Here is a 13,388-nt window from a genome sequence, read left to right as displayed (position 1 = left end):
AGAAAATGGATATTAAAAAACGTCTTATAATTTACAACAGTGTAACACTTATAACACCATTTATTGCTACAACTTTAACTGCATTTATATTTATAGTTGTGTGTTCAAAATTTTTAAATACAAACATAGGATATGATAGTAATTTATTTAAAATATTTATTATAACCATAACAAGCACTTTTATATTTTCTTTTATAATAGCAAATATTATTATTTCTTATTTATTTTCAAAGAGAATACTTACTCCTATAGCACGTTTAAAAAAGGCAACTTCAGAAATCAGTCATGGAGATTTAAGCTTTGAAATTGTTGAAGATGGTGATAGTGAAATAAAAGATTTGTGTTCTGATTTTGAAAAAATGAGAATACAATTGAAAAATTCTATACATATGAAGATGAAATATGATGATAACAGAAAAATGTTAGTTTCAAGCATATCACATGACTTAAAAACTCCAATTACATCCATAAAAGGATATGTTGAGGGAATCTTAGATGGAGTGGCAAATACTCCTGAAAAACTTCAACACTATTTAAGAACAATATACTCTAAATCACAGCAAATTGACAAGATGATTGACGACCTGCTTTTATACTCAAAGCTTGATTTAAATCAAATACCCTTTAACTTTGAAAAGACTGATATAATTAGCTACTTTACAGACTGCACTCAAGAATGTTCTTTTGAACTAAATAAATCAAATATAACTATTTCTCTTAAAAATAACTTAAATAAATCCAAATATGTGATGATTGACCGTGAAAGATTTATGAGAGTTGTACTTAATATTATCAATAATTCTAAAAAATATATGGGTGATACTAAAAATGGAAGCATCCTAATTGACCTTAGGGAAAATAATGCAAGTATAATAATTGAAATAAAGGATACCGGCTGTGGAATAGACAAGAATCATATAAATAAGATATTTGACAGATTTTATCGAACAGATTCTGCAAGAACAGAAACTAAAGGCAGTGGTCTTGGTCTTGCAATCGCCAAACAGATTGTTGAAGGCCATAAAGGTAAAATATGGGCTGTAAGTGAAGAAGGGAGCGGTACAAGCATAACTATATCATTACCTAAATTACATGAAAGGCAGATAATTTATGATGAAAAAGATTTTAATAATTGAAGATGATTTAAGCATTGCTGAACTCATAAGAGACTATTTGGAACTTGAAAACTTTGAAGTTGTAATATGTACTGATGGAATAGAAGGTTTAAATAATTTTAAAGAAAACAAATTTGATCTGTTAATTTTAGATATAATGCTTCCTCAAATAGATGGTTTTAGTATTTTACATAGTATACAGGAAGAAAAAGACATCCCTGTACTGCTAGTTTCTGCAAAAAAAGAAGAAATTGATAAAATAAAAGGATTAACCCTCGGTGCTGACGATTATATAACTAAACCCTTTAGCCCAAGTGAACTAGTTGCAAGAGTCAAATCCCACATTAAAAATTATGAAAAAATAAAAGGTAAATTTGTTAAGCCTCCAAAAAATAATATTATTATACGAGGTTTGGAAATAAATCAAGATTGTAGACAAGTTTTTGTAAATGGTAGAGAAGTAAATTTAGCTCAAAAAGAATTTGAAATACTATCATTCTTGGCTCAAAACCCCAATAGAGTTTTTAGTAAAGAAGATTTATTTGAAAAAATTTGGGGATTAGATGCAATAGGTGATACTTCCACTGTTACTGTACATATAGGACGAATAAGAGAAAAAATAGAATCCTCACCTTCAAATCCCCAATATATTGAAACTGTATGGGGCGCTGGATACAGACTTCGAGTATAATTGGGGACTTGCTTATACATCTATTAAATTAATAGTTAAGCTATGACATTAAATGAATATTTCCTCCTCAATTCCCTCCATTACAAATCTAGTCAAATTTTTCTTATAGGTTTTTTTGTAACTTTATGTTAGAATTAATGTATATATACTTTAAAGGGAGATGGAAGGATAGTGAAGAAAATACTAGGAATAGCTGCAGCAGCGGCTATAGTATTAGGTATGTCAAATAGTACCTATGCTAAAACTACGTATAATGTAACACGACTTGCAGGGAACAACAGATATGAAACTTCGGAAAACATTGCAAATAATTTTGAAAGTGGAACAGTTCAAAGTGTAATAATAGCTAATGGAAATAATTTTCCCGATGCTCTAGGTGGAAGTGTATTGTCAAAAATATACAATGCACCAATACTTTTATTAAACGATGACTTTAAAAATTCTTCAAATGCAGTAGATTATATACAAAACCATTTAAGTAAGAGCGGAAATATCTACATATTAGGAGGTACTTCTTCAGTAAGTGATGATTTTGTAAGCTACATAAAAGGACTTGGCTATGGAAATGTAACACGATTTGGTGGCAGCAACAGGTTTGAGACCAACAAATCTATTATTAATTCTATGAATGTTCAAAAAGGTACTCCTATGGTAATTACAAATGGTTGGGGATTTGCAGATGCCCTCAGCGTATCAAGTGTAGCTGCATGTTACAAATATCCTATATTTATGATAGATAATGGAAAGCTTTCTGAAAGTAATAAAGATGTTATTTCCAGCATACAGCCATCCAAAATATTTGTAATAGGTGGACAAAGTTCTGTAAGTGATGATGTAGTAAATGAAATAAAAAGTCTTCAGCCAGCCTTAACGGATAGTAACATAGTAAGAATAGGCGGACAAACTAGATACGATACTTCGCTCAGCATATGCAAGTACTTTAATTCGAATTCAAATTTTGCAGTGCTGGCAAATGGTGCAAACTTTCCGGATGCACTATCTGGAAGTGCTCTAGCTTCCAAATTAAGTGCACCTATAATGTTGACTGACGGAAAAGATATATCCAGTCAAAAAAATTATATAGATGAGAAAGGATATAAGGATATATATCTTTTAGGAGGACTTAACTCTATAGATTTATCTGTAGAATATTTGATGGAGCCTACTTCATCAATACCACAAGCTGAAATAGACTATATAACTGCTCTAAAAGGCTATTGTGATTCTTATGAAGATAAGACAGGCACTGTTTCAACGCAGATGGAGGATATATACAACAAGACAACTGATATAAGAGTAGCTATTACCTCTGCATCAACAGCACAGGAACTGTCATCAGACATAGAACAATTAATTACTTTGTTCAACCAGGGTAATTCTTGTTTATCCTCTTACAAAAGTGATCTTACAACACTCAAAAGTGAAGCTTCAAATCTTTCAGTACCTAGTGGATTAGACACTTACAGTACACAATACTTAGATAGTATAAATACACAAATTAATTATGTAGATACAACTATGAAATATACAACTAGCTGCCTTAATATATTCACTGAAATGAAAGATGCACTTGACAATATGGATATGGACAAATTAGAAAAATCCACTGCAGAACTTCAAGATATCGGCACCGACGGAAATAGTATTTCCAATATTGAAAATGGAAATAAAGGAATAGACGATTTGGATACAAGACTTGGAAATGCTTTAACAAGTTATCAGCAAAAGTAATTTAAGAAAAGATAATAAGCCCCCTGATATTAAATATTAGGGGGCTTATATTTTATTCTCCTACCGTTACAATTTTACCTGAAATATCACTATCAGATGGAGAATAAATTGTATATCCTGAAGTATTGTGATTTTCACTTCTTACATTTATCTTAGAACTATCACTATTAGCTCTTACTAAAATGCGATCACCTTTATTTAAGGTACCATTATTAAATCTGTAAACAAGAGTTCTATTATCTACCCAAACTGATGTAGGCGTTAATTGCTGTCCTGTTTCTTCATCTGTAAACAAGAAGTCATCATTATAAGAAGTAACAATATCATCATCTATTTCTTGATTAAATACCACATTTATAACATTCATACCAGAATTAGGACTGGCAGACCACATATCCTGATTAGTTATAGGGGGAATATACACTGCAGTAGAACCAGACTTTATGTTACGTCCTGCTGCATCTACAGAACTTGTATTTTCTATGCTTACATTAGTCATACTACCTGCATTTTTTATGGCATTTATTTTCTGATTATTTTTAATTCCAGATTTAAATATAAGTGTTACATCATTTCCACTTGTAGACCCAGTATCCGGTGCATAACCTGCTACTCGAAAATCATTAAAGGATAATACATCTAATGGTTTTGAAAGGGATACCTTGACATATATATCATTACTTATGAAAGTCATCTGGGCAGTACCTGCTACAAGTCCTGGTCCATCATTATTATCATCTATAGTTATATCTCCCATATATGATCCAAGATCCAGTGGATTTCCATCTACATCCTTAAGATTTTTTACTCCCATTTGAATTACACTGGAGCCGCTACTTCCTGAGCCTATAGTATAGTCAGAATTAAATTCTATCGTTACACTTTTGCCATCAATACTTGGAGTAACTGTAGCACTGGATGGTAAGCTTCTTGTATATCCCTGACCGTCTTTATACATATAATTAGATGAATTTTCTAAAGAAGATTGATCCATAGCCTTGCTAAAGAATAGTGCAACAGCATGAGGATTATCTACCCTTCTCAATATCTCAGTTACATTTGTACCTTCATTGTCCATTCCAGATAATGTAGTAGTATAATTATCCATTATATTGGGATTTGCTTCTGTATCAATTATATTTTTTACAGTCAAAGTATATTTTGAACCTTTAAGATCATTTTCTTTAAATTTTATGTCAAAAGTCCTTTTACTGTTTCCATCTATAGTTATAGCATTTATTTGATCAATTTCATAACTAATATTCGCTCCTGTGGAGTCAAGTACAGTATAATTTCCCTTATTTTGAGCATAACTTGTAGAAACATCTTTGTTAAACTTAATTCTCATTGTTTTTTCATCAAAAATACTAGCTGTAGATATTGTAGGTTTAGTGGTATCTCCTCCAACATAAAGGTTCATATTAGATTCATTTATGTAGTTTCCAAAAGTATCTGTAACGTTTCCCTTTACAGTAACTGTATTTTCTCCCTGCTTAAGTTTATCTCCAAGTTTTGTAATCTTTACTATAGTGTCACCAGAACCCGTATCAAAAGTTACATAAGAATCATCCACATCTACTGTAGTTCCATTTAGTTTGTAATTGCTTGGTTCAAGAGCTGTCTGTTGATCCATAGGTCTATTGTACTTTATATAAATAGTATCTACATTGTTACTTGTAACACTTTGAACTTGTGGGTTTCCAGATACAGAATTTACAGTAAAATCTTTTGAAGTACTGCTTATTGGTAAATTGGCTGCATCACTAAATTTGCTTCCAGCTTCTCCATTTGGCACAGTAAAGGTATTTTTGCCTACTGGAAGTGGAGAATTGAAATATAAGTCTACACCATCAGCCCACACCCCATCTAAGGATTTATTCCTAAATTTAGTAACAGAATCAGAAGTATTTATTCCAAAAGCAGTTATACTCTGCCTATTTATTTTGAAAGAAGACAAATTACTGCTGTCCATTCTAATTGGTTCTGAAAATTTCACCCTTAACTTGTTTCCACCTATAGCTGTTATAGAATCAAGGGTTGGAGTCTCTATAGATGAAAAGGTGATTTGTTTGTCATATTTAGGTATAGTACTTCCTAAATTCTTTGTATTTATAGCACTTTTAACAGTAAAAGTCACACTCTTGTTTAAAGTAAAGGGATGAGAAAATGTAATAAAAACCGTTCTATTGTCCTCCTGAAGTGTTGCTGTAGATTGATTTTGCACAGTTGATCCAAGATCTCCACCATCTATTTGATAGTTTGCAGCCCTCTCTGCAGAGTTTTTATCCACATCCGTGTTGAATACAATCTTTATCTGATTAAGTCCATTTGTAGATACAGATCCAACTGTTGCACTTTCAACTCCGCTTCCTGATGCTGCTGCATTTATATCAGAGATAGTTTTGTCAGAAACTATTCCATTTTCCTCTATAAGATTTAAATCCGTAGTTTTTCCTGCTTTATTTTTAATATAATTCATTGCATTTGCAGTGCCACTGTCATCCTGACCATCAATAAGTACAAGAGGTGCATCACTTATTCCAGCTATAGAAGCTGCAATTAGTGCATCTGCATATTTATCACCGGAAGCATTTGCAATATAAAGTTTATCTGCCTTCAGTTCACTGTCAAATTGGTTTAATATATTTAAGTTAGTGGCAAATCTATCTGATCCTCCAGATATCCTGTTTACAGCACCCACACTTTTATATGTATCGTCATTTATTAAAGCTTGTGTACCTACAACAGTAACTTTAGAATTGTTACTCTTTATAAAATTCTCTATAGAACTCATAGCCTGAGTACTATTAACTCCAAGTAAAAGTATCTCACCTTTAGCAGCTGCTACAGGTGCAGCAGATAGAGCATCTGCAAATCCTTCTCCACCTACCATCATTATATTATCTGTACTTACCCCTAGCTTTACAAGCTCTTTAGCTACTGCAAGGTTAGTTTCATATCTATTTTTCCCACTTAACTCAATTAAATTATAACCTTGACTCTTTAGATCATCTCTTGTTTTCTGGCATATTGATGCCGTTCCACCTATTATATATATATTCTTTGGTTTTAACTTATCCAGTGCAGATTTTGCATTAGAATTAAGAGATCCTGCCTCAGTTAAAAGCACAGGCGCATTCAACTGTTTCGCAAGTACTGCAGAACTTATAGCATCTGCATATCCTTCACCTGAGGCTAGTATTACATTGTCAGTACTTGTCCAATTTTGTTCAGCAACTGCAGCTGCTGTTTCATAACAATCTGCTCCAGATAATTTTGTAACTTCCCCTGCTGCCGCTTTAGCAGAAGTAACAGGAAGTGCTGGTGAAAGCAGCAACGATAGTACAGCCGTGGTGCTTATTGCCTTTATAGCATTTCTTTTCATATACTTATTACCTCCTACCTTATTTAGCAATATATGAATATTGTACCATACATTTTTGCTTTAATGATAGGATTTATTTATTTTACTGCAATTACATTATCTGGTTGCAGGCACCGAAAGGGAGCAAAAGTATCTCACTATGGTGACAGGCACCGAATGGGGACATAAATGTTCCACTACAGTGACAGGCACCTAAGTATTTGTTCTGTTTCTAATAAATCATTGATATTTAGGGGACATATTTTTTCGCCTTCAAACATATCTAGAGTTCTGGCAAATTTGATAAAGTCACAGTTACCTGCCCTTTCTCCTACGCCTGAAATTGTACAGTTTGCAAACTTAGCTCCTGCTTCTACAGCTGCAAGAGAATTTGCTAATGCCATTCCGAAATCATTATGAGCATGAATTTCTATTTCTATAGGTACTTCCTGAAGTAACTTTTTTATGCTATAAAAAACTTTCCTTGGATAAGATATACCTACAGTATCAGAATATCTTATTCTTTTGATACCAATTTCAGAAACAGCTGTGCAAAATTCAATTAAAAAATTTATATCAGACCTTGTGGCATCCTCCATACCTACGGTTACTTCATACCCTTTTTCTAAAGCATAGGTTGTACATTTTTTTATACGCTCTAAAACCCAAGCTTTATCTTTTCCAAGTTTAGATTTAATCTGTAAATCAGATGTAGGAATAGATATATGAACTATATCTACACCACAGTCTATGGAAGCATCTATATCTTTAATATTTGCCCTGTTCCATGATGATATTTTACTTTTCAAATTCAACGCTGCAACTTTTTCAATACTTGCTTTTTCTTCTCCACCCATAGCTGCCGAACCCACTTCTATCTGATAAATACCCATATCATTTAAAATTTTGGCAATTTTAACTTTTTCATTTATTCCAAGGGCTATGCCTGCTTTCTGTTCACCATCCCTTAAAGTAGTGTCTACAACATTAACATCCATATGAAGCACCTCCTTTTTTAGTTAAGAATTAATAATTAATAGTGAATAGTTACTGAATATTTTTAAAATTATTAAACATTGCAATCAGTTCCTTATCAAAAATATTTCTTTTAAGTTTAATGCTATTTTTTCTTATTTCTTTCAAAAATTCTCCAATATCTACATCCTGATAGTTTATATTAAGTTCCTTCAGTTTTATCATCACTGCTTTTTTCCCGGAATGTTTCCCTATATACATGATTCTCTTCTTTCCAATATCATAGGGACTATAAGGTTCATAATTATCTGGATTTTTCTCTATACCATCGACATGAATACCGGATTCATATTTAAAAATATCTTCTCCTATTACAGCTTTCATAGGATGCACTTTTTCACAAGTAAGTTTTGTATACACTTCTGCTAGCTGTTCCATAAATTCTAAGTCTCCACATACTTTGCCATTTTTTATAATCTTTAATCCTAAAATAACTTCTTCTAAAGATGCAAATCCATAAACCTGTCCATTAAAAGCTGCAGTTACAGCATCGGCACCATCAACACAGGATTCAATGCTTACGGAAGTTGCCATATAAAATTTATCATCTGCACAAAAATCCACATATACTGAAAACCTATTTTTTATATTTTCTATAAGTCTGTTCCACCCAGCTATGTTATACTTTACAATGCCTTTTATTCTAATGCATATTATATTAAGTTTACTAAAAATTTTACAGTTATCTTCTACATTAAACTGCTCTAAAACTTTAATATCTACTTCTAATATTATCTTTTTATTTCTTAGCTTATTTAAAAATTCCTTTGGTAATGTTTCAGCTTTTTTGTAATCTATAATTAAATGTTCAAATTCGTACACATCTAATAGATCTCCCACCCTGTATATGTAATCTACATTTTCAGGAAGGTCTTTTATTTTTTGAAGTACTTCACCATTAATTTCTACAAAATCTACACCTATATTTTTAATAAGTGCTATAAATTGACCCACTAAATCCTGGTCAACTATCTCAGTCCTTTTTACAACTTCAGGTAAAGTTCTATCTACAATAAATTTTTTTTCTTTTCCTAATATAATGGACATACATACACCACCTTTCAATGCACAGTTAAAGTTCAAAGTTCAAATATCAGAGTTCAAATAATGATGACTTCCTTCGTACCTCAGGAAATCTATAATTTTAATATTTTCTGACGCTAGGAAGAAAAATTATCATTATCTGTTATTTACTCTTTGATATTTGCTCTTTGACAAATTGTATATTACGAATTGCTTCAATAGACTTGAATTTTATCGTCTTCCAATAATTTTACAGCTTTTACTATACCTTTGTTTATAGAATCATACATTTCAATAACTTTAATTCCTCTTTTTTCTAACTTTTCTGTGGGATCAACACCTGCCCTAAGTGCAAGAACCGCATTACAGTCACCTATGGCTTTCATGGTTTTTTCCATTTTATCCTCATGTTCATCACATTCGTACACTCCTGTGCAGTATTTATCCACATTCCTCTTTTCTAAAAACTTTGTAGTTCCATCATTATAAGTATAAATATAAAATTCATTAGCGTGTCCAAAATGCTGATCTATATTAATACCTGATTTAGAGGATACTGCAAACTTATATTTTTTACTTTTAGCTGCATTTTTAAGGAGCTTCTCTTCTTCTACTTTTTTATCATCAGAACATTTGCCCAAACAGCCTCCGCAGCCTACATTTCTAAAATCTATAGAATGATCTTCTGAAAGTGTTCCTATGGCATCTGCCCTGCACTGTCTACAGTGGTACATTTGTTTCATACTCACTTCACATTTTTTTCTCATTTCATTTAATTCTATATTGGAAACAAGAGGCAGATCTTCAAATACACTTCCCGAAACTGGTATCATCTGCATTATATTTGTCATATATGCTCCACATTCCTTAACTTTCTTAACTACTTCTTTTATGTGATTATCATTTATACCCTTGAGCATAACTATATTCACCTTGCATATTATACCTTTGGAGCACAGATACCTTAGTCCTGTAAGTTGGTTGTCTAAAAGTATTTTTGCTCCTTCTTCTCCAATATATTTGTGTCCTAAATAATTTACCTCTTTATATATTCTCAATCCTATTTTGCTGTCTACTGTGTTTATTGTAACTGTGACATGTGATACACCAAGCTGTACCAGTTCATTTGCATAGAATGGGAGCATAAGTCCATTAGTAGATAAGCAAAAAGTTGTTTCAGGAGAATACTCTCTTATAAGCTTCAGCGACTCTCTAACCTGATCAAAATTTGCAAGGGCATCTCCAGGACCTGCTATACCTACTACAGTCAAATTTTTCATTTTACTCTTAACAATTTTGAACTTTTCAAGAGCTTCTTTTGGACTCAAAACCTCACTTGTTACTCCCGGCCTGCTTTCATTTGCACAATCATATTTTCTACTGCAGTAATTACAACTTACATTACATTTTGGAGCTATTGGTATATGCATTCTAGCAAATTCATGCGCATTATCCCCAAAACAGGGATGTGTACAGATTTTATCAGCAGGAGATTGTATACTTTCTTTTTCTGCCATTTTTGCAAAAGGCGCATAAAAGTCATTATAAGCTTTTTCCCTGTAAGTATTTTGAGTATGAGAAAGCATAACATTTGCCACAGAATCTATTAAAAATGCAGACCCACTATATGATGTTATTACCTGCCTCTGTCCTCCAACTCTATCATGGATAGGAAACCCTATTCTTATTATTTCAAGCTTCAATTTTTGTGCCATTCTTCTACCATCTGAATTTCCTATAATCAAATTTATTTTAAGCTTTTCAGCATAATCTTCCATAGTTTTAAAATCAGTATCATCTAAAACGATACATTCCTCTTTTTGAACCTTTAATTCTTCCTTTAACTTTTCTCTAAGCATTTCATTTTTAGATCCCATACCTATCATTTTTATTAATATTCCATTTTCTTCGCAAAGCCTTGACACTGCATATACAAGTTCCGGCTCTCCGTATAAAAGTACCCTTGCCTCACCTGTATACTTATGGTTGTCAACCATGGCATCAAGATATCTTCCCCTTTGAACTACGTATTTATGGGGTATTAAAATACCAGTTATTTTAGATATGAGTTCAATAAATTTATTTGTATTTCTAAAACCTATTGGTATGGGACATTTGTAAAGAGGCACTTTGAATTTATCTTTTAAATATGTGCCAGGAGATTTATCATCCGAAATAGTCATGCCCATTTCAATAGTGCCTACTGCTCCAGACATTTTTCTAATATCTTCTATTTTAGTTCCTCCAGCTGGAATTCTCTTATATTTTTCATTATGAGCAGAATCAAGGGTATTAGATACATCCGGTAAAATCGTATATTCTACTTTAAAATCATCTAATATTTGTTTTATATTTCTCACATCACCCGGATTTAAGTTGGCACATATTATATTTAATTTTCCTGTACTCTCAGATTTTTCACATGCTTGTTCAACAATACTTCTTAAAACTTGAAAGTAACCTTCTGCCTGGGTAGCACCATATCCCGGTGTAGATGCTGTTATTATCTTTATATTTTTAATTTTCTCATTATCCTTTTCTTCATTATAGAATTCTTCTACTATCCTCTTTGTATCCTCTCCTATGGTCTCTGCAAGACAGGTTGTCATTACACCAATAGTAGTAGGTTCATACATTTTAATCATATTTCTAAGGCCTTTTTTCAAATTTTCACTTCCACCATATACAGTTCCCTGTTCCGTAAGAGCAGATGATGCTATATCCACAGGCTCATTATAGTGGGTGGCCATATGTCTTCTGATATAAGTGCTGCAGCCTTGAGAACCATGTAAAATTACCATATTATTTTCTATTCCCTTAAAGGCCATTACTCCTCCCATAGGCATGCACATTTTACATGGATTTATATCTACATTTACCAATTTTTTATTGCTCATCTCCATCATCCCTCCATAAAATTTATATATATTGCCAAACAGGACTATTTACAGTCAAATCTATTTCCTTAGCAAAATTTATAGCTCCCTGAAATCCTCCAAGTATGTGTTTTCTCTCATGATTGTGGTCACAAAAAGCAACTCCAAGTTTATATGCAAGGGGTCTTTCTTTAACTCCTCCTACAAGGACATCTGCTCCCTTTTCAACCATGAATCTTTCAAGTTCATAAGGATTTGCATCATCAAGTATTACAGTACCCTCATTTGTAATTTGCCTTATTATTTCATAATCTTCTGGTTTTCCAGTTTGAGTTCCAACCATTACAGTTTCAATTCCAAGGTCCCTAAATTGTTTTATAAGTGATATGGCCTTATAGCCACCTCCTACATATATTGCAGCCTTTTTGCCTTTAAGCCTTCCCCTATAATATTCAAGTTCAGGTTGTATCTTTTCTTCTTCTTCTTTTATAAGCTTTTCTGCCTTTTTTACAGTTTCTTCATTTCCTACAAGATGTGCCACCTGCAAAAGTGAATTTTCAGTATCCTCAAGACCTACAAAACTTGTCTTTATAAACGGAATATCATATAGTTCTTCCATTTTTTTAGCTAAGTATCCCATAGAACCGGCACACTGAACTATGTTAAGTTTTGCCCCAGGTGCTTTCACTATTTCATCAACTTTTCCATCACCTGTAAGTTTTGAAACAATGTTAATTCCTATCCTCTTCAAGTAGTTTTCTACTACCCATACTTCTCCTGCCAGATTAAAGTCACCAAGATAATTGATTCCATTTAGCCTTTTTTCACTTTTTTTATTTCCTATGAGTTTCAATATGGCATTACAGGCAGCTCTATAACCAGTAGACTTATTCCCCGAAAATCCAGGAGACTTCACAGGTATTACTCTTATTTTGTATTTTTCTTCGGCCATCTTGCAGACTGCATCTACATCATCTCCGATAACTCCTACAATACAGGTTGCATATATGAATATAACCTTTGGGTGAAATTTATTTACTATTTCATCTACAGCTGCTCTCAATTTTTTTTCGCCACCAAATATAACATCAGTTTCACTTAAATCCGTAGAAAAACTATTTCTAAATAATTCGGAACCACTTGATAAACTTCCACGAAGATCCCACGTATAAGCAGCGCAGCCTATTGGCCCATGTATTAAATGAAAAGCATCTGTTATAGGATTTAAAACTACCCTTGCTCCACAATACACACATGCTCTCTGACTGACAGCTCCAGAAACACTGTTTTCCTCACATCTGATTTTTGTATCTTTGTCCTTGGAGTTATAACAGACAAATTCTTTTCTATCTTCTAGGATTTCTGACTTTCTAGCTTCCAATTTTAAAAATCTATCTCTATTTTTTTCGTGAAGGTCATGATAAAAATCTTCTTTTATTTTTTCCATAAACAACCCACCCCTTTTTAATTAATAGTTGAGAATTAATAGTTAAAAGTTATGGATGATTTTCTTCCGCTAAAGCTTCAGAAAATCTAAAATGTACTCAGTATTG

Annotated in this window: 8 protein-coding genes; 3 read left to right on the top strand and 5 right to left on the bottom strand. The window is 32.6% G+C overall.

Going from position 1 to position 13,388, the window contains the following annotated elements; genetic code table 11:
* Positions 1–5: 5 nt before the first annotated feature.
* The 3 genes from CLAU_RS21160 to CLAU_RS12640 all read left to right on the top strand — a co-directional run bounded on the left by CLAU_RS21160 (position 6) and on the right by CLAU_RS12640 (position 3,537).
* Positions 6–1,136, top strand: a complete 1,131-nt coding sequence (locus CLAU_RS21160; protein ID WP_013237184.1) for a sensor histidine kinase — start codon at positions 6–8, stop codon at positions 1,134–1,136.
* On the top strand, positions 1,114–1,806 hold the full coding sequence (locus CLAU_RS12645; protein ID WP_029170157.1) for a response regulator transcription factor: 693 nt from the start codon (positions 1,114–1,116) through the stop codon (positions 1,804–1,806). The genes CLAU_RS21160 and CLAU_RS12645 overlap by 23 nt, the downstream gene beginning before the upstream one ends.
* A 171-nt stretch (positions 1,807–1,977) precedes the next feature.
* Complete coding sequence (locus tag CLAU_RS12640) at positions 1,978–3,537, top strand: cell wall-binding repeat-containing protein (protein WP_013237182.1); 1,560 nt, start codon at positions 1,978–1,980, stop codon at positions 3,535–3,537.
* 52 nt (positions 3,538–3,589) lie between these two features.
* On the opposite strand, the gene CLAU_RS12635 is transcribed toward CLAU_RS12640, so the two are convergent.
* From CLAU_RS12635 to nifE, 5 genes are all read right to left on the bottom strand, one after another.
* Positions 3,590–6,922: a cell wall-binding repeat-containing protein gene (locus CLAU_RS12635; protein ID WP_013237181.1), complete on the bottom strand. Its 3,333-nt coding sequence runs from the start codon at positions 6,920–6,922 to the stop codon at positions 3,590–3,592.
* Between the two features lie 176 nt (positions 6,923–7,098).
* Positions 7,099–7,899: a beta/alpha barrel domain-containing protein gene (locus tag CLAU_RS12630; protein WP_013237180.1), complete on the bottom strand. Its 801-nt coding sequence runs from the start codon at positions 7,897–7,899 to the stop codon at positions 7,099–7,101.
* A gap of 49 nt (positions 7,900–7,948) precedes the next feature.
* Entirely contained in the window at positions 7,949–8,983 is a 1,035-nt protein-coding gene (locus CLAU_RS12625; RefSeq protein WP_023162708.1) for a homocitrate synthase/isopropylmalate synthase family protein, read from the bottom strand.
* A gap of 191 nt (positions 8,984–9,174) precedes the next feature.
* Complete coding sequence (gene nifB / locus CLAU_RS12620; protein WP_023162707.1) at positions 9,175–11,856, bottom strand: nitrogenase cofactor biosynthesis protein NifB; 2,682 nt, start codon at positions 11,854–11,856, stop codon at positions 9,175–9,177.
* A 22-nt stretch (positions 11,857–11,878) separates the two neighbouring features.
* The gene (gene nifE, locus CLAU_RS12615) at positions 11,879–13,216 is read right to left on the bottom strand and encodes a nitrogenase iron-molybdenum cofactor biosynthesis protein NifE (protein ID WP_029702505.1); all 1,338 of its coding nucleotides are present in this window, start codon (positions 13,214–13,216) and stop codon (positions 11,879–11,881) included.
* Between the last annotated feature and the right edge of the window lie 172 nt (positions 13,217–13,388).

Origin of the sequence: Clostridium autoethanogenum DSM 10061, assembly GCF_001484725.1 — a bacterium.
Lineage (GTDB): Bacteria > Bacillota > Clostridia > Clostridiales > Clostridiaceae > Clostridium_B > Clostridium_B ljungdahlii.
Note: the sequence above shows the minus strand (reverse complement) of the source record. Positions and strands in the feature narration are given on the sequence as shown.

What these genes read in the sequence shown, in the direction of transcription:
- CLAU_RS12645 (WP_029170157.1), top strand. Translation starts at nt 1,114, where the DNA reads ATGAAAAAGATTTTAATAATTGAAGATGATTTAAGCATTGCTGAACTC.
- CLAU_RS12625 (WP_023162708.1), bottom strand. Translation starts at nt 8,983, where the DNA reads ATGTCCATTATATTAGGAAAAGAAAAAAAATTTATTGTAGATAGAACT.
- nifB (WP_023162707.1), bottom strand. Translation starts at nt 11,856, where the DNA reads ATGAGCAATAAAAAATTGGTAAATGTAGATATAAATCCATGTAAAATG.
- CLAU_RS21160 (WP_013237184.1), top strand. Translation starts at nt 6, where the DNA reads ATGGATATTAAAAAACGTCTTATAATTTACAACAGTGTAACACTTATA.
- CLAU_RS12635 (WP_013237181.1), bottom strand. Translation starts at nt 6,922, where the DNA reads ATGAAAAGAAATGCTATAAAGGCAATAAGCACCACGGCTGTACTATCG.
- CLAU_RS12630 (WP_013237180.1), bottom strand. Translation starts at nt 7,899, where the DNA reads ATGGATGTTAATGTTGTAGACACTACTTTAAGGGATGGTGAACAGAAA.